The sequence below is a fragment of the Cupriavidus sp. USMAHM13 genome, from assembly GCF_001854285.1.
In the GTDB taxonomy this organism is placed as follows: Bacteria; Pseudomonadota; Gammaproteobacteria; order Burkholderiales; family Burkholderiaceae; genus Cupriavidus; species Cupriavidus malaysiensis.
The window spans coordinates 2,982,074-2,997,908 of record NZ_CP017752.1; the positions used below are offsets into that span (position 1 = coordinate 2,982,074).

15 protein-coding genes are annotated in these 15,835 nt (G+C 71.4%); 8 read left to right on the forward strand and 7 right to left on the reverse strand.

What is annotated here, in order from left to right:
• The first annotated feature begins 207 nt into the window (after nt 1-207).
• The 3 genes from vapB (at nt 208) to BKK81_RS31295 (ending at nt 1,322) form a co-directional block, all read left to right on the forward strand.
• Complete coding sequence (gene vapB, locus BKK81_RS31285) at nt 208-444, forward strand: type II toxin-antitoxin system VapB family antitoxin (RefSeq protein ID WP_071021111.1); 237 nt, start codon at nt 208-210, stop codon at nt 442-444.
• A complete protein-coding gene (locus BKK81_RS31290) occupies nt 444-845 on the forward strand; it encodes a type II toxin-antitoxin system VapC family toxin (RefSeq protein WP_071021112.1) in 402 nt (133 codons plus the stop codon). The genes vapB and BKK81_RS31290 overlap by 1 nt, the downstream gene beginning before the upstream one ends.
• 108 nt (nt 846-953) lie before the next feature.
• A complete protein-coding gene (locus BKK81_RS31295; RefSeq protein ID WP_071021114.1) occupies nt 954-1,322 on the forward strand; it encodes a c-type cytochrome in 369 nt (122 codons plus the stop codon).
• Nucleotides 1,323-1,373: 51 nt separating this feature from the next.
• Here BKK81_RS31295 and BKK81_RS31300 read toward each other — a convergent pair whose 3' ends face one another.
• Nucleotides 1,374-2,915, reverse strand: a complete 1,542-nt coding sequence (locus BKK81_RS31300) for a methyl-accepting chemotaxis protein (RefSeq protein WP_071021117.1) — start codon at nt 2,913-2,915, stop codon at nt 1,374-1,376.
• A 504-nt stretch (nt 2,916-3,419) separates the two neighbouring features.
• Here BKK81_RS31300 and BKK81_RS31305 point away from each other — a divergent pair.
• The 3 genes from BKK81_RS31305 to BKK81_RS31315 all read left to right on the forward strand — a co-directional run bounded on the left by BKK81_RS31305 (nt 3,420) and on the right by BKK81_RS31315 (nt 6,361).
• Nucleotides 3,420-4,694, forward strand: a complete 1,275-nt coding sequence (locus BKK81_RS31305) for a cytochrome P450 (protein WP_071021119.1) — start codon at nt 3,420-3,422, stop codon at nt 4,692-4,694.
• Nucleotides 4,695-4,833: 139 nt separating this feature from the next.
• A complete protein-coding gene (locus tag BKK81_RS31310; protein WP_071021122.1) occupies nt 4,834-5,850 on the forward strand; it encodes a serine hydrolase domain-containing protein in 1,017 nt (338 codons plus the stop codon).
• Nucleotides 5,851-5,932: 82 nt separating this feature from the next.
• On the forward strand, nt 5,933-6,361 hold the full coding sequence (locus BKK81_RS31315; RefSeq protein WP_071021125.1) for a TOBE domain-containing protein: 429 nt from the start codon (nt 5,933-5,935) through the stop codon (nt 6,359-6,361).
• A gap of 38 nt (nt 6,362-6,399) precedes the next feature.
• Here the strand turns inward: BKK81_RS31315 and pdxR are convergent, their stop codons facing one another.
• Nucleotides 6,400-7,827, reverse strand: coding sequence for a MocR-like pyridoxine biosynthesis transcription factor PdxR (gene pdxR, locus BKK81_RS31320; protein ID WP_231908151.1), 1,428 nt, complete (start codon nt 7,825-7,827; stop codon nt 6,400-6,402).
• 120 nt (nt 7,828-7,947) lie between these two features.
• Here pdxR and BKK81_RS31325 point away from each other — a divergent pair, with 120 nt between their 5' ends.
• The gene (locus tag BKK81_RS31325; RefSeq protein ID WP_071021130.1) at nt 7,948-9,693 is read left to right on the forward strand and encodes an NAD(P)H dependent flavin oxidoreductase family protein; all 1,746 of its coding nucleotides are present in this window, start codon (nt 7,948-7,950) and stop codon (nt 9,691-9,693) included.
• Nucleotides 9,694-9,709: 16 nt separating this feature from the next.
• Here the strand turns inward: BKK81_RS31325 and BKK81_RS31330 are convergent, their stop codons facing one another.
• The 3 genes from BKK81_RS31330 to BKK81_RS31340 all read right to left on the reverse strand — a co-directional run bounded on the left by BKK81_RS31330 (nt 9,710) and on the right by BKK81_RS31340 (nt 13,290).
• Nucleotides 9,710-11,308, reverse strand: coding sequence for a gamma-glutamyltransferase family protein (locus BKK81_RS31330; RefSeq protein WP_071021133.1), 1,599 nt, complete (start codon nt 11,306-11,308; stop codon nt 9,710-9,712).
• Between the two features lie 2 nt (nt 11,309-11,310).
• Nucleotides 11,311-12,282: a tripartite tricarboxylate transporter substrate binding protein gene (locus BKK81_RS31335; protein WP_071021136.1), complete on the reverse strand. Its 972-nt coding sequence runs from the start codon at nt 12,280-12,282 to the stop codon at nt 11,311-11,313.
• A gap of 90 nt (nt 12,283-12,372) precedes the next feature.
• Nucleotides 12,373-13,290, reverse strand: coding sequence for a diiron oxygenase (locus tag BKK81_RS31340; protein WP_071021139.1), 918 nt, complete (start codon nt 13,288-13,290; stop codon nt 12,373-12,375).
• Nucleotides 13,291-13,416: 126 nt separating this feature from the next.
• On the opposite strand from BKK81_RS31340, the gene BKK81_RS31345 reads away from it, so the two are divergent.
• Complete coding sequence (locus BKK81_RS31345; protein WP_231908152.1) at nt 13,417-14,403, forward strand: LysR family transcriptional regulator; 987 nt, start codon at nt 13,417-13,419, stop codon at nt 14,401-14,403.
• Nucleotides 14,404-14,448: 45 nt separating this feature from the next.
• On the opposite strand, the gene BKK81_RS31350 is transcribed toward BKK81_RS31345, so the two are convergent.
• Together BKK81_RS31350 and BKK81_RS31355 are read right to left on the reverse strand one after the other, a co-directional pair.
• A complete protein-coding gene (locus tag BKK81_RS31350) occupies nt 14,449-15,171 on the reverse strand; it encodes an SAM-dependent methyltransferase (protein WP_071021141.1) in 723 nt (240 codons plus the stop codon).
• 121 nt (nt 15,172-15,292) lie between these two features.
• On the reverse strand, nt 15,293-15,745 hold the full coding sequence (locus BKK81_RS31355; RefSeq protein ID WP_071021144.1) for a tautomerase: 453 nt from the start codon (nt 15,743-15,745) through the stop codon (nt 15,293-15,295).
• Nucleotides 15,746-15,835: the final 90 nt, after the last annotated feature.

Consider the following 15,835-nt stretch of genomic DNA (forward strand, 5'->3'; position numbering starts at 1 on the left):
TGGAAAAATCCGATACTGTATATTTATACAGTATTTCTGGATAGAGGCAAGCGGGGGCCAGGCCGGGCTCACGCGCGCATGCTCGTCGTTCGCCCGTCGTCCCTGCCGGCTCGGCCGCCTCAATGTACACACATGGATTTACATCAGGCAGGCGGCGGCCTATAGTACATCCAGTACATCCACCGCACATCCGTGAGCAGGCATCCCATGCACACCACACGCCTCTTCAAGAACGGCAACTCGCAGGCCGTGCGTATTCCGGCCGACCTGGCCTACGACCGCACCGACGTGGAACTGGAGATCGAGCGCATCGGCGACGAGATCCGCATCCGCCCGGCGCGCCGGCCGCTGGCCGGGGTTCTGGAGAAGTTCGCGAAATTCGGCCCGGACTTCATGGCCGAGGGCCGCGACGAGCACGGCCAGGACGAGCGCGAGGCCCTCTGATGCCGCGCTTCATGCTCGACACCAATATGTGCATCTACCTGATGCGGGACCAGCCCGAGCAGGTGGCGAGACGCTTTGCGCAATGCTATGTCGGTGACGTGGTGATGTCTGCCATCACCTATGCCGAACTGGAATACGGCGTCGCCGTGTCGGCCGACCCCGCCCGGGAACGCCTGCACCTCGCCTCGCTGGTCGAGGACATTCCGGTGATGCCCTTCGAGGCGGCCGCGGCGCGGGCCTACGGCCCCGTCCGGCAGGCGACGCGCGAGCGCAGGAAGGACCATCTGGACAAGCTGATCGCAGCCCATGCGCTGGCACTGGACCTGGTCCTGGTCACCAACAACGAAAGAGACTTCGCGCACTATCCGGGCCTGCGGCTGGAGAACTGGCTGCAGGGATAGCGACGGAGATAGCGACGGAGATGGCGACGGGGATGGCGACGGGAAGCCGCCCGGCCACGCCCGTCTACAATACGGCGCGTGATCCCCTGCCTTCCTCCTCTCCGTCACATGAGACACGCGCTCCTCTGCGCCCTGATCCTGGCCCTGCCGCCCGCCGCGCACGCCGCCGGCGACGCGCTGGCCGGCAAAGCCCTGTTCACCACCCGCTGCGCCTCCTGCCACAGCGTGGGCCCTTCGGCGCGCGGCGCCTTCGGCCCGCAGCTCAACGGCCTGTTCGGCCGGCATGCGGGCTCGACCACCGACTACCAGTACTCGGCGGCCATGAAGGCCTCGGGCATCGTGTGGACGGATGCCACGCTGAGCGCGTTCATCCAGTCGCCGGACAAGGTGGTGCCGGGCACGCGCATGCGTTTCTGGGGCATCGGCAACGCGCAGCAGATCGAGAACCTGCTGGCCTACCTGCGGACCTTCCGCTAGCCCTGGCGGGCGGGCACGCGCTGCGGGCGGCCCGCCCTGCCTGCCCCGGCCTCAGGCGGCCAGGCGGAACGACGATACGGCCTGGGTCAGCCGGCTGGCCTGCTCTTCGAGCGAGCCCGCGGCCGCGGCGGCCTGCTCCACCAGCGCGGCGTTCTGCTGGGTGACGGTGTCCATCTGCGTGACGGCCTGGTTGACCTGCTCGATGCCGGCGCTCTGCTCATGCGAGGCGGCGCTGATCTCGCCCATGATGTCGGTCACGCGCTTGACCGCGTCGACGATACCGGCCATGGTCTGGCCGGCCTGCGCCACCAGCTGCGAACCCTTTTCCACGCGCTCGGCCGAATCGCCGATCAGGGCCTTGATCTCCTTGGCCGCGGTGGCGCTGCGCTGGGCCAGGCTGCGCACCTCGCCCGCCACCACGGCGAAGCCGCGGCCCTGCTCGCCCGCGCGCGCCGCTTCCACCGCCGCGTTCAGCGCCAGGATATTGGTCTGGAAGGCAATGCCCTCGATCACGGCGATGATGTCCACCACCTTCTTCGAGGCGCCGTTGATCTGGTCCATGGTGTCGACCACCTCGCCCACCACCTCGCCGCCGCGCACGGCGATCTGCGAGGCATTGACGGCGAGGCCGCTGGCCTGGCGCGCGTTGTCGGCGTTCTGGCGCACGATGCCGGTCAGCTCTTCCATGCTGGCGGCGGTCTGCTGCAGCGACGAGGCCTGCTCCTCGGTGCGCTGCGACAGGTCGGTATTGCCGGCGGCGATCTGGCCGGTGCCGGTGGCGATCGAGTCCGTGCAGCTGCGCACCTGATGCACGATGCGCAGCAGGTTCTCGTTCATGTCGCCGAGCGCGTGCAGCAGCTGGGCGGTCTCGTCCTTGCCTTCGGCTTCGATGCGGCTGGTCAGGTCGCCCGCGGCCACGGTGCGCGCCACGCCGACCGCGCGATGCAGCGGCCGCACGATGCCGCGCGTCAGCCAGGCCGAGAGCGCGGCGCCGATGGCCAGCACGAAGACGCCCAGCACGATCAGGCCGTTGCGCGCCGACTCGTAGATGCCGTTGATGTCGCGCGCGGTCGCGTCGATGCTGCGGCGCTGGATGTCCAGCAGCTTTTCCAGCGCGCCCAGGTAGGCCTCGCCGGCCGGCACGAATTCCTTGGCGAGCACTTCGTTGGCGGCGTCGGCCTGGCCCGCTTCCTTCAGCTTGGTGATCTTGTCGCGCGAAGCGTTGTAGGGATTGCGCACTTCGACGATCCTGGCCAGTGCGGCCTTCTCATCGTCCGTCGACAGCATCGGCCCCAGCTGGTCGCGCAGCTTGGCCATGGAGTCGGCGGAGAACTTCGTCTCGTCGGCGAAGAACGCGCCCAGCGCCGGGTCGGAACTGCGCGCCACCGCGGTGGTGCGGCGCACGCTGGCGTACATCAGCCGGTACCAGTCGCTGACGATGCGCTCCTTGGCGAGCGGCACCTGCATCATCTCTTCCGTGTGCCGTGCCACCTGGTGCAGTCGGAAGATGCCCAGGCCGGTCATCAGCATCGACAACAGCAGGACGACACCGAAGCCGATACCGAGACGCACGCCTATTCCAAGATTCTTCATTTTCTTCTTACCTTCTTACCCGAACATTGACAGCGACGGGCTGCGAAGATCGGCGAGGCCGCCTTCCGCCCGTTCCCCCGGCCGCGGCAGGCAGTCTCATGGGCGTGCCTACGGCGCATCAGGGTTAACGACGAATCCGGGGAATACCTTAGGGGTTAGCCCCGATATATTGCTGAAAATGTATGCACAAAGTGCGGGAAGCCTAACGAAATCAGCCGCCTGGACGCAGCGCGACGCGCCGCCTGCCGATGCCGGCAGGCGGCCCCCGTCCGCACTTGCCCGCCTTGACAAGAGATGCGGGCCGGAAGATTCTGGCTGGCGGTCCGGCCCCCGCGCATCCCTGCCATCGACCAGAACGGACAACAACGGCGGACAGGAACGGCGCGCGTCGCCTCCGGCCATCGCAATTGCAGGCGCAGCACAAGGCGGCTCCCGGCCAGGCTTCGGCTCGACCATCCTGCAGCGGGGGAGCCATCGATCCAGGTTGACACGAGGAACCAGCCCATGACGGGAAACCTGCTGTCCGACCCCGCCGCGCAGGATGCACGCGCGCACATCGCAACCATGCCGCTCGACGGCATCGATCCGGCCGATCCGCAATGGTTCGTGGACGACACCATCGGCGACATCTTCGCGCGCCTGCGCCGCGAGGATCCGGTCCACCGCTCCTGCAGCCCGATCGAGGGCATCGGCCACTACTGGTCGGTGACGCGCTACCGCGACATCATGCACGTGGAAACCCACCACGAGCTGTTCTCGTCCGACTGGACACGCGGCGGCATCACGCTGATGGATTTCCCGCCGGGCGAGGAGCGCCTGCAGATGTTCATCGCCATGGACCCGCCCAAGCACGACGAAGAACGCAAGGTGGTCAGCCCGATCGCCTCGCCGGGCAACCTGGGCGCCTGGGAAAGCCTGATCCGCGAGCGCACCTGCCGCGTGCTGGACAGCCTGCCGCGCAATGAAACCTTCAACTGGGTGGAGCGGGTCTCGGTCGAGCTGACCACGCTGATGCTGGCCACCCTGTTCGACTTCCCGCTGGAGGACCGCCGCCTGCTGACGCACTGGTCGGACATGATCACTTCCAACAAGCGCACCAACCCCGATGCGCCCGATCCCGAGGTGCGCATGGCCGAGCTGCACAAGATGCTGGCCTATTTCACGCGCCTGTGGAACGAGCGCGTCAACGCGCCGCCCAGCATGAACCTGATATCGATGCTGGCCCACAGCCCGGCCACGCGCGCGATGGGCCCGATGGAATTCATGGGCAACCTGGCGCTGCTGATCGTCGGCGGCAACGACACCACGCGCAACTCCATGACCGGCGGCCTGCTGGCCCTGCACCAGAACCCGCAGGAAATGGCCAAGCTGCGCGCCGATCCCAACCTGGTGGACAGCCTGGTGCCCGAGATCATCCGCTGGCAGACGCCGCTGGCCTATATGCGCCGCACCGCCACCGAGGACACCGAGCTGGGCGGCAAGACCATCCGCAAGGGCGACAAGCTGGCCATGTGGTACCTGTCGGCCAACCGCGACGACAGCATGATCGCCGAGCCCGACCGCTTCCTGGTCGACCGCGAGCGGGCCCGCCAGCACCTGTCCTTCGGCTTCGGCATCCACCGCTGCGTGGGCAGCCGCATCGCCGAGCTGCAGCTCAAGGTCCTGTGGGAAGAACTGCTGCCGCGCTTCCCGGTGATCGAGGTGATGGGCCCGCCGACGCGGGTGCGCTCGTCCTTCGTGCACGGCTTCTCGCACCTGCCGGTGCGGATCCCGGGCTGAGCCGGCACGGGGCGCGCCAGCGCCCTGCCGCCGCGTCCCATGCCAGCCTTCGGCGGCGGCCGCCCCGGCCCGCCGCAGGCTTCCGTCCCGCTATCCGCCACGCCCTGGCCGCCCCGCACCACGTTCCCGTCCCCTCCCGATGACCCTCACCGCCACCGTCCTGCAGGACCGCCTGCACCACCGTCTGCACGAGACCGGCGTGGCCGGCGCCGCGCTGTCCTGCATCCGCGACGACGACATCCTGCTGGCCTGCGGCGGCGTGCGCGACCGCAACGACGGCACGCCGGTCGATGCCGGCACCGTGTTCGACGTGGCCTCGCTGACCAAGCCCCTGGTGTCCTACGCGGTGCTGCAGCTGGCCGACGCCGGGGTGCTGGACCTCGATGCACCGCTGGCGGCCTTCACGCCCCCGCTGGTCGCCGGCGATGCGCGCGCCGCGGCCATCACCGCCCGCCACGTGCTGAGCCACACCGGCGGCCTGCCCAACCTGCGCGGCAGCGAGCCGCTGCGCACCTATTTCGCCCCGGGCGAGCGCTTCAGCTATTCCAGCGTCGGCTTCGGCTACCTGCAGTCCGCGCTCGAAGCCGTCACCGGCGAACCGCTCGAAGCCCTGGCGCGGCGCCTGGTATTCGGCCCGCTCGGCATGGCTTCGTCCAGCCTGGAATGGCAGCCGCGCTTCGCCGGCAACTTCGTCCATCCGCACGAGCACGACGAGCGCACCGCCAAGCACTACCCGCCGGGCGCGCATGCCTCGTACTCGCTGCACACCACGGCGCACGACTATGCGCGCTTCGCGCAGGCGGTGCTGCGTGGCGAGCGCCTGCGCCCGGCCATGCACCGGCAATGGCTGGAGCCGGTCCTGCCGGCGCCGCGCGACAGCGTGCTGTCGCTCGAGACGGAAGCGGCGCCCACTGCCGGCTCCGGCATCGGCTGGGGGCTGGGCTGGGGCATCGAGACAGCGCGCGGCGCCTTCTTCCAGTGGGGCAAGATGCCGGGCGTGCGCGCCTTCGTCATGGGCAGCCCGGCCGAGCGGCGTGCCGTGGTGCTGCTGAGCAACAGTAACCGCGGACTGCGCCTGATGCACGATGCAGCGCAATGGATACTGCCCGGCGAGCATGCGGCGGTGCGCTGGCTGCAGGCCTGCGTCAGCGAATGAACGTGGCGGTGCCACCCCCCTCCTCTGCTATCGTTGACCGTGCCGCGCCATGCGGCGCCCCTACCCTGCGGAGACAAGCCAGATGAAAACCAGCGCAAGAAACCAGTGGGACGGCAAGGTCGCCGCCTTGCACCAGGGCGCGGTCCACGACGAGATCGAGGTCGAGATCCCCGGCGGCGCGCGCATCGTCGCCACCATCACCCGCAGCAGCACCGAGCGCCTCGGGCTGGCCACGGGCAAGGACGTGGTGGCCCTGGTCAAAGCATCGTCGGTGATCGTCGGCGTGCCCGATCCGGGCATGCTGCTGTCGGCCCGCAACCAGCTCGCCGGCACCGTCAGCCATGTCGCCACCGGAGCGGTCAACAGCGAGGTGCGCATCGCCCTGCCCCAGGGCGGCGAGGTCGTCGCCATCATCACCAACGACAGCGTAGCCAGCCTGGGCCTGGCCGCCGGCAGCGCCGCCGTGGCCATCTTCAAGGCCTCCAGCGTCCTGCTGGCGGTGCGGACCTGATCCGCGCCCGGGAAATTCCCGCCCGGCCGGTCGGAACCTCAGCGCCGGCGCAGCAAGCCGCGCAGCATCTCGCCCAGGCGGACCACCACCTCCTCGTCCTGCCATGCGCTGAAGCCGACCAGCACGCCGGGCGGCAGGGACACGCGGTGGCACAAGGCGGACAGGGACTCGAGACGCAGGCCGTGCGCCCGCGCGGCGGCCAGCACGGCCGCCTCGTCGAGGCCCGGCGGCAGCCACCAGACGAAATGGAAGCCGGCCTGCTCGCCGCTGACACGCAAGGCCGCCTCGCCCACCGCCTCGCGCAGGCACTGCAGCACGCGGTCGCGCCGCTGCTGGTAGGCCGCGCGGGCGCGGCGCAGGTGGCGCGCGAAGGCCCCGCTGCGCAGGAACTCGGCCAGGGCCAGCTGCTCGATCACGCTGTTCGAGCGCCCGGTGATGCGGCGCAGCTCCGAGAAGGCCGGCACCAGCCGGCGTGGCAGCACCGCATAGCCGATGCGCAGCGCGGCGAACAGCGTCTTGTTGAAGCTGCCGCAGTGGATCACGCGATCGCCCTCGTCCAGTGACTTCAGCGCCGGCAGCGGCAGGCGTTCGTAGTTGAACTCGCTGTCGTAGTCGTCCTCCAGGATCCAGCAGTCGTTCTGCCCGGCCCAGTCGAGCAGCGCCATGCGGCGCGCCGCGGGCATGGCCATGCCCAGCGGCGACTGGTGGGCCGGCGTCACGTAGGCCAGGCGCGCGCGCCGGTAGCGCCGCGCCGCGGCGGGCGCGAAGCCGTCCTGGTCGACCGGCAGCGGCACCACGCGCGCGGCGTACTGGCGGAAGATCGGCTCGGCGTTCATGTAGGCGGGATCCTCGATCAGCACCTGGTCGCCCGCCGACAGCAGCAGGCGCGCGCTCAGGTCCAGCGCATGGCGGATGCCGCTGAGCACGATCACCTGCCCGGCGTCGCAGGCGATGCCGCGCGCCGTGCCCAGGTAGTGCGCGATCTGCTCGCGCAGCGGCCAGGCACCGAGCGGCTCGTCGGCCGACAGCTGCGCTGGCGTGATGCGGCGCGCGCAGCCGGCCAGCAGGCGGCGCCATTCGTCCAGCGGGAACAGGGCGGCATCCGCCAGCCGCGCGCCGAACGGCGCCGCGCGCGGCGCCTCTGCGGCGGAAGCGGGAGCGGGAGCGGCCGTGCCGCTGCGCGCCGGCGGGCACGCGGCGGCGGCTGTGACGAAGCGGTCCGGCAGCGTCGCGCTCACATAGGTGCCCGAACCGACCGCGCTGACCAGGTAGCCCTCGCCGCGCAGCTGGTCGTAGGCCGCCTCGACCGTCATGCGTGCCAGCTGCCAGCGCTCGGCGAGACTGCGCGTGGACGGCAGGCGCGCGCCCGCCGGCAGCGCGCCGCCGAGGATGCCGTCACGGATCTGCCGGTAGACCCAGGCTTGCTTCACCTCGCCCGGATGCGGCCCGTCAGTGGCGAGGTCCACGCTGGAGACACCGCGCGTCCGCCGGGAAAGTGGACTGGTCAATTTCTGTAATATGGATCTTCTGACAAGTCCACATTATCCCTACATTGAGCGCCATCGCGAACCCCACCGGAGTCAAGCATGGCCAACTCGCCAACCCGTCCTGCCTTCCTCTGCACCCTGGCGCCCGACGCGCGCCGCTTCCCGGCCGACAGCCAGTCCAGCCTGCTGGATGCCGCGCTGGCCGCCGGCCTCGCCGTGCCCTTCTCCTGCCGCCGCGGCGAATGCGGCTCGTGCCGCGCGCAGGTCATGGCCGGACAGCACGAACGGATCGCCCCGCCCTCGGAGTACGCGTATCCGGTGCAGGAGCAGGAACTGCTGCTGTGCCAGTGCCGCGCGCTCAGCGACCTGACGCTGCGCTTCCCGCACTGGCAGGCGCCGGCCGCAGCGGCTGCTCCGCGCACGGCCCGCGTCGTCTCGCTGGAGTACGTGGCGCGCACCATCGCGCGGCTGGTGGTCGAGGTGCAGGGCGGGACGCCGTTCGACTGGCAGGCCGGCCAGCATGTGCGGCTCGGCCTGGAACCCGGCAGCCTGCGCTGCTTTTCCATCGCCAACGTGCCGGGCGAACCGGCGAGTGAGTCGGCGAGTGAGTCGGCTGGCGAACCGGCAGGCAAGCGCCGACTGGAATTCCACATCCGCCGCCTTCCCGGCGGGGCCTTCACCGACCGCGCGCTCGGCACGCTGGCGCCCGGCGACACGCTGCACCTCGAAGGCCCCGAGGGCGACTGCGTCTGGCCTGCCCCGCAGGCGGCGGACAGGGAAGCCAGGAATGGCGCCGACGCCGGGCAAGACCTCGTCCTGCTCGCCACCGGCACCGGCTTCGCGGGCGTGCGCCCCATCCTGCTGACCGCCCTGGCCAGCGGCGCCTGCCGCTCGGTCACGCTCTACTGGGGCAACCGCGAGGCGGAGGACTGCTACGCCGCCGACTGGCTCGACCGGCTGCAGGCACAACACCCCGCCTTGCGCTGGCAGCCGGTGCTGTCCGCCGGCGCCGCCACGCCGGGACGGGTCCAGGATGCCGCCCTGGCCGGGCGCCACGACTGGGCGCGCGCACGGGTCTACGCCTGCGGCCATCCCGGCATGGTGCGCGACGCGCGTGCCGCCCTGCACGCCGCCGGGCTGCCGCCGGCACGCTTCCACGCCGAGGCCTTCGTGCCGGCGGCGGCGCCGCGCCATCCCTGGGAACGGGTCGGGCCGCGCTTCAGCATGACGGCCCTGCTGGAGGCGCGGCGCCGTTCGATCGAGGCGGTCAATGCCGCCGCCGCCATGCTGCGCCCCGGCATCACCACCGGCGAAGCGATCGCCATGATCGACCGGCAACTGCAGGCCATGGGCTCCGCCTACAACTGGCATCCCACCTATGTGCGCTTCGGCGCCGACTCGGTCAACACCTGGCACCAACCCTCGCAGCGCGAGCGGCGCCTGCGCGCGGACGACATCGTGGTCATCGACGTGGGCCCGGTCTGGGATGGCTACGAAGGCGACTATGGCGACACCTTCGTGCTCGGCGACGATGCCGACCACCGGCGCTGCGCGCAGGCCGCGCGCGCGGTGTTCGACGCGGCGCGCCAGGCCTGGCTCGGCGGCATGAGCGGCAAGGCGCTGTATGCCTACGCCGAGACGCTCGCGCACACGCACGGCTGCGAACTGGTGGCGGACGTGCCCGGCCACCGCGTCTCGGAATTCCCGCACGCGCTGTACGGCAAGCACCGCCTGGCCGACGTCGAGTTCGTGCCGGACGACGGCATCTGGGTGCTGGAGATCCAGGTGCGCGACCGCGCCCGGCCGATCGGCGCCTTCTTCGAGGATGTGCTGGTGCGCGCCTGAGGGATGCTCCCTGCGCTCAGCGCACCGCCGCGTGGCTGTCGCGGCGGGCGTCGCAGGCGCCGGCGTAGGCATTGCCGGCGCGGCGCAGCATCTGCATGCCGCCGAAGTCCCAGGTGCTGCGGTCCATCTCCACCACGTCGTGGCCGAGCGCGGCCAGCCCTTGCGCCACACCGGGCGGAAAGCCGGGCTCGAGGTGCACCGCGCGCCCGGCGCCGACCTTGAAGCGCGGCGCGTCGACGATGGCCTGCAGGTCCTGGCCATGGTCCTGCAGCCGCACCATCATCTGGACATGCCCCTGGGGCTGGAAGGTGCCGCCGGTGGCGCCGAAGGCCATGGGCTGGCCGTCCGCGTCGAAAGCGAAGCCCGGCAGGATGGTGTGGAAGGGCCGCGCGCCGGCGCGGATGAAGGCCGGCGAGGCGGGATCGGTGCTGAAGCAGGCGCCACGGTTCTGCAGCGACACGCCGGCCGCCGGCACCGCCACGCCCGAGCCGAAGCCCATGTAGTTGGACTGGATCAGCGACACCATCATGCCGTCGCGGTCGCCGGCCGCCAGGTACACCGTGCCCGCCAGCGGGCCGAAACGGTGGCCGGTATCGGCGGCGGCGGCGCTGCGGAGGCGCGCGGCCGCCGCCGCCAGGCGCGCCGGCGCGAGACCGGCCTGCACGGCCGCCAGCGCCGCCGGGCCGTCGCCGATCAGCGGGCCGATTTCCGCGAAGGCCAGCTTGATGGCCTCGATCTGCAGGTGCAGGGAGGCGACCGAGTCCGGCCCATGCCGCGCGAGATCGTGATGCGCCAGCACGCCCAGCGCGAACAAGGCCACCGCGCCCTGTCCGTTGGGCGGCAGCTCGGCCAGCGACAGCGCCCGGTAACGTGCCTGCAATGGCTCGACCCACTCGGCCTGGTGCGCGTGCAGGTCGGCCAGGCGCAGACTGCCGCCGGTCGCGCGCGCATGCGCGTCGAGCAGGGATGCGGTCTCGCCGCGGTAGAAGTCCTCGCCGCCGCTGCGGCCGATGCGCTCGAGCGTGGCGGCCAGCGCCGGCAAGGCGAAACGCTCGCCCGCGACGGGCGCGCGCCCGCCGGGCAGGTAGCAGGCGGCGAAGCCCGGCTGGTCCTGCAGCTTGGCCACCTGCTCGCGCCATTTCTGCGCCACCCCCGGCGACACCGGGAAGCCGTCGCGCGCATAGCGGATGGCCGGCAGCAGCACCGTCGACAGCGGCAGCCGGCCGAAGCGGCGCGCCAGCGCGCTCCAGGCCGACACGGCGCCGGGCACGGTCACGCTGTCCCAGCCGCGCTGCGGCATCGCCGCCAGGCCGGCCAGCCGCGCGGTGTCGAGCGCGAGCGGGGCGCGGCCGCTGGCGTTCAGGCCATGCAGGCGGCCGCCGTGGCAGACCTGCGCGAAGGCATCCCCGCCCAGCGAGTTATTGGTCGGCTCGACCACGGCGATGGCGGCCGCCGCAGCGATCGCGGCGTCGGCGGCATTGCCGCCCAGCACCAGCATCTCCAGGCCGGCCTGGGCCGCCAGCGGTTGCGAGGCGACCACCATCTCGTCGCCGTGGACGGTGGCCCGGGCCGCCGGGCAGCGTGCCGGGGCGATTGCTTGGAATGACGTCGCCATGGCTACTGCGCGGCCAGCTTCTGGCCTTGGATCAGGCCGGCCCACTTGGCGTGCTCGGCCTGCACGAAGGTGCGGAAGGCCTCGGGGCTGCTCCACTCCACCTCGGCACCCTGCGCACTGAAACGCTGCTGGATCTCCGGCGACTTCAGGATCGCCACCAGGTTGCGGTTCAGTGTCTCCACCACCGCGGGCGGCAGCCGGGCCGGGCCGAAGATGCCGAACCAGGCGCTGACCTCGAAGCCCGGCAGGCCGGACTCGGCCACGGTGGGCAGCCTGGGCAGCAGGCTGCTGCGGTGCGCCCCGGTGACGGCCAGCGCGCGCACGGTGCCGGCCTCGATCTGCGCCTTGGCCGTGACCTGCAGGTCGAACATCAGGCTGACCTGGCCGCCCAGCAGGTCGGCCAGCGCCGGCGCGCTGCCCTTGTAGGGCACGTGCAGCAGCTGGATGCCGGCCGATTTCGCCAGCAGCTCGCCCGCCAGGTGGTTGGAGGTGCCGGTGCCGGCCGAGGCATAGGTGATCTGCCCCGGGCGCGCCTTGGCCAGCGCGACCAGCTCGCCCATGGTCTTCACCGGCAGGGCCGGATTGACCAGCACCACGAAGGGCACCGAGGCCACGCGCGTGATCGGCGTGAAATCCTGCACGGGGTCGTACCCCACCGGCGTCAGCGCCGGATTCATCGCGTGCGAGCTGACCGTGCCGAGCAGCAGCGTGTAGCCGTCCGGCGCGGCCTGGGCCACGTACTTGCTGCCGATGGCGGTGCCCGCCCCGGCGCGGTTGTCGACCACCACCGGGGAGCCCAGGCGCTCCGACAAACGCTGGCCGAGCAGGCGCGCCAGCACGTCGGCGGTGCCGCCCGGCGGATAGGGCACCACCAGGTGCAGCGGCCGGTTAGGAAAGACCTGTGCGGCCACGGGTACTGACAGCAGCAGCGCGGCGGCCAGGCCGGCGCACAGGCGGGAGAAAAGGGAAGGCATGCTGGGCGGGTGCGGAGTCGGGTGCGAAGTCGGGTGCGGAAGCGCCGCCGCGGCGGCGGCGCACAACGTGGAGGCAGGCGACGGCCCCGCTCAGGACAGCAGCGGAGCCCGCTCCTCGTCCACCTCGGCGATCGGCGGGATCTCCACGCCGTGGGCGCCGACATCCTCGCGGATCTCGTTCAAGGCGCGGCGGATGATCGCCATCTCCTCCTCCGGATGCGTGGCGCCGAGGCCATGCTCGGCGGCGAGGGCGCGCGCGCGCGCCGCGCGCCGCTGCTCGTCGGGCGGCAGGTTGACCACTGCATAGACACCGTTGAGCAGGCTGCCGCGCAGCTTCTTGGCGAACTTCTGGCCCAGCATGGCCTTGTCGTCCGCCGAGATCTCGGCAAAGAAACGCCGCATGATGATGCGGCCGAACTGGATGTGGCGCGCTTCGTCGCGCAGGATCAGCCGGCAGGCGGTGCGGATCGACTCGAAGCGCGCATTCTCGTAGCGGGCCTGCAGCAGTTCGCCCGACAACTGTTCGAACAGGGTGTTGACCGCGAGCCCGGCGAAGAAGCTCATCTGCTTCTCCTCGCGCTCGTCGTGGAAGCGCGGGATCACCGAACGGAAGTAGTCCGAGCGCGGCGACGGCTGGTAGCCGCCGATGGCGCCCGCCACGCGGAAGGAGGCCTCGTGGTGGCGCAGTTCCTCGGCGATGAAGTTGACCACGTGCTGCTTCACCTCGAAGGGCTGGTGGGAAAAGATGGCATCGAGCAGGCGCTCCGCGCCGTAGGGGATCGCCCCATGCTCCATCCAGGCGCGCAGGCTCCACCACTCGGCGCCGGCCTCGCGCACCTCGGCCGGGAGGTCGGCGCGCTCCAGGTCGGAATAGTCGATCCGGGCCGGATCCCAGGCCAGCGCGCGCGCCTGTTCGCACAGGCCCCAGATGTCCTGGTAGGCCAGGGTCGAGACGATGGGATAGGGATTGGGGACCGGGGTCAGTTCTTCCAGCAGCGAGGGGCGCATCGGGTTCTCCGTGGGGGCAGGCGGCAGGCCTCGGCGCGAGGACCGGGCCGGCTGGCGTTTTGCTTACTCTAGATTGCCGGGCCGTGATATTCCAAATACTATTCGTGTGCATTCGTAATACATGCAATGAATCACGGCGCGCGGACCCCGGCGCGCGCCACCGCCCTGCCCCGCACCATGACCGACCTGCGCCAGTTCCAGCAATTCATCGCCGTGGCCGAGCTGCTGAGCTTCCGCCGCGCGGCCGAGGTCCTGCACATGTCCCAGCCGCCGCTGACGGTGGCCATCCAGAAGCTGGAAGAGACCATCGGCACGCGCCTGCTGGACCGCAACCGCCACACGGTGCGCCTGACACCGGCCGGCGAGGTCTTCCTGGTGGAGGCCCGGCGCGCCATCGCGCAGGCCGAGATCGCCATCGAATCCGCGCGCCGGGCCGCCAGCGGCATGTTCGGCACGCTGCGCCTGTCCTTCGTGCCGAGCGCGGCGCTGGACCTGCTGCCCGAGGTGCTGCGCACCTTCCAGCGCGAGTACCCGGCGGTCAAGCTGATCCTCAGCGGCGAGACCAGCGGCCGCCAGCTCGAACTGCTGCGCCGCGGCGACACCGACCTGGCGCTGGTGGTGCCGCCGGTCTACGAGGCCCGCGACCTCAGCCTGGACATCCTGTGCGAGGAGGAACTGGTGCTGGCGGTGCCGGCCGAGCACCCGCTCGCGCGCCGCAAGCGGGTGCGGCTGGAGGAACTGCGCGCGGAAGCCTTCGTCGCCTTCCCGTTCGCCGAAGGGCCCGGCTACTCGGGCGTGATCCTGGCCGCCTGCCAGCGCGCCGGCTTCTTCCCGCGCGTGGTGCAGGAAGCCGCGCAGATGCAGTCCATCGTCACGCTCGTGGCCGGCCATCTCGGCGTGGCCATCGTGCCGCGCGCGATGACGCGCGTGCAGGCCCGCGGCGTGGTCTACGTGGAGGTGGCGCAAGCGCGCACCACGCTGCGCTATCCGCTGGTGCTGGCCTCGCTGGCCGCCACCGACAACGCCCTGGTCGGTGCCTTCGTGGCGGTGGCGCGCCGCACCCTGGCGGGGCTGCGCGGCAAGGACGGCAGGAGCGGCGGCGCGGCGGCCTGACGCCAGCCGCGCGCGGCCTCACGCGCGCCGGCGGCGGCGTGCGCCTCAGTCCGGCGCCCGCCGGCAGGCGATCCAGGCGCCCCAGAACAAACTGGAAAAGAAGCGCAGCGGCGCCTCGAAGCCGGCCGCCCCGAGCAGATCGGCCACCACCTGCTCCGATGCCGGCGGCTCGGCGCCCTGCTGGATGCGCCCCAGCTTGGCCGCCACCGTGGCCGCGTCCGCGCCCTGCATGCGCCAGCGCTCTCCCCATGCCTTCAGCAACAGCGGCTGCGAGGCGTAGGGCCGGTAGTTGCAGGCCAGGATCAGCGGCGCGCCGGCGGGCAGGCGTGCCGCGATGCCGGCCAGCAGCGCGGCCTTGTCCGCCTCGCCCGGGAGGTGGTGCAGCACCCCGATCAAGGTCGCCGCGTCGAAGCGTTCAAGGGGGTCGAGGTCCGCCACATAGCCAGGCACGCTGCGCACGCGCCCGGACAGCCCGGCCTGCGCCACCTGCGCCGAGGTCAGCGCCAGCATCTCGGGCGACGGATCGACAGCGGTGAAGGTCCAGCCGGGTTCGAGCCGGGCCGCCGTCAGCATCTCCTGGCCGGTGCCGCCGGCCCCGGCCACCAGGATGCTGGCCGCGCCGCCACTGCCGAGCCGTGCGGCCAGCATGCACGCCGCCAGTTCATGGCAGGCATCGTAGCCAGCCAGCGCGATGCGGCTCTGCTCGCCGTACTCGGCGGCACGGGAGGAATCGAATTTCTGCACGGCGTCGGTCGCGCGGGATGGCATCGGTGAGGTCTCCTTGTCTGCGGGCGATGCGGCAGGCTTGCCGCCTGCGGCCATTCTAGGGACGCCGGCGGGGAGATCCAGTTGGCAAACCATCCTGGTATCCGGACTGCCATGCTGAGTGCTAGCTCGACGCTTGCTGCAGGTGCGCGTAGCCGGCCGCCGCGGCGAAGTCCGCCAGGCGCCAGATGCGCCCGTTCACCCCCCAGGTGCCGTCGGGCACTTCCTGCAGCAGCACCGAGGTGACCAGGGGCCGCGTGTCACCGGCCGGCCGCGCCGCCTGGACCGCTTCGTGCACCAGGCGCACGAACTCCGCGCGTGCCGCGTCGTCGAGCACGCCCGCCGGGACGCAGGCCTGCACCACGCAGGGCAGCAGGCCGGCCCCGGGATCGGCGCCGCCGCAGGTCCAGCCGCCCGCCGCCACCTCCTCGACCTGCACCCAGCACAGGGCGCGCCGGCGCGGGTCATCGGGAATCCGTTCGGCGGTGGCCGCGGCGTCGCTCAGCAAGCGGCCCAGGTCGGCGCGATGGGTGCCGGGAAAGGTGCCTTGGGGAATGCGGATCAGGAGATTGGGCATGGACCGGCCTCGCGCGCTGCGCTGTGGATCAGGTGGACATTACAGCGCAGCGCGGTGCCGCCTGGCAGCGCCCGAGCCGACAGATTTCCA

Bases quoted from the DNA above. Each gene is read 5' to 3' on its own strand.
- BKK81_RS31325 (WP_071021130.1), top strand. From the start codon at position 7,948: ATGGCCAACTCGCCAACCCGTCCTGCCTTCCTCTGCACCCTGGCGCCC.
- BKK81_RS31315 (WP_071021125.1), top strand. From the start codon at position 5,933: ATGAAAACCAGCGCAAGAAACCAGTGGGACGGCAAGGTCGCCGCCTTG.
- BKK81_RS31340 (WP_071021139.1), bottom strand. From the start codon at position 13,290: ATGCGCCCCTCGCTGCTGGAAGAACTGACCCCGGTCCCCAATCCCTAT.
- BKK81_RS31305 (WP_071021119.1), top strand. From the start codon at position 3,420: ATGACGGGAAACCTGCTGTCCGACCCCGCCGCGCAGGATGCACGCGCG.
- BKK81_RS31330 (WP_071021133.1), bottom strand. From the start codon at position 11,308: ATGGCGACGTCATTCCAAGCAATCGCCCCGGCACGCTGCCCGGCGGCC.
- BKK81_RS31335 (WP_071021136.1), bottom strand. From the start codon at position 12,282: ATGCCTTCCCTTTTCTCCCGCCTGTGCGCCGGCCTGGCCGCCGCGCTG.
- BKK81_RS31345 (WP_231908152.1), top strand. From the start codon at position 13,417: ATGAATCACGGCGCGCGGACCCCGGCGCGCGCCACCGCCCTGCCCCGC.
- BKK81_RS31295 (WP_071021114.1), top strand. From the start codon at position 954: ATGAGACACGCGCTCCTCTGCGCCCTGATCCTGGCCCTGCCGCCCGCC.
- vapB (WP_071021111.1), top strand. From the start codon at position 208: ATGCACACCACACGCCTCTTCAAGAACGGCAACTCGCAGGCCGTGCGT.
- BKK81_RS31350 (WP_071021141.1), bottom strand. From the start codon at position 15,171: ATGCCATCCCGCGCGACCGACGCCGTGCAGAAATTCGATTCCTCCCGT.
- BKK81_RS31300 (WP_071021117.1), bottom strand. From the start codon at position 2,915: ATGAAGAATCTTGGAATAGGCGTGCGTCTCGGTATCGGCTTCGGTGTC.
- BKK81_RS31290 (WP_071021112.1), top strand. From the start codon at position 444: ATGCCGCGCTTCATGCTCGACACCAATATGTGCATCTACCTGATGCGG.
- BKK81_RS31310 (WP_071021122.1), top strand. From the start codon at position 4,834: ATGACCCTCACCGCCACCGTCCTGCAGGACCGCCTGCACCACCGTCTG.
- BKK81_RS31355 (WP_071021144.1), bottom strand. From the start codon at position 15,745: ATGCCCAATCTCCTGATCCGCATTCCCCAAGGCACCTTTCCCGGCACC.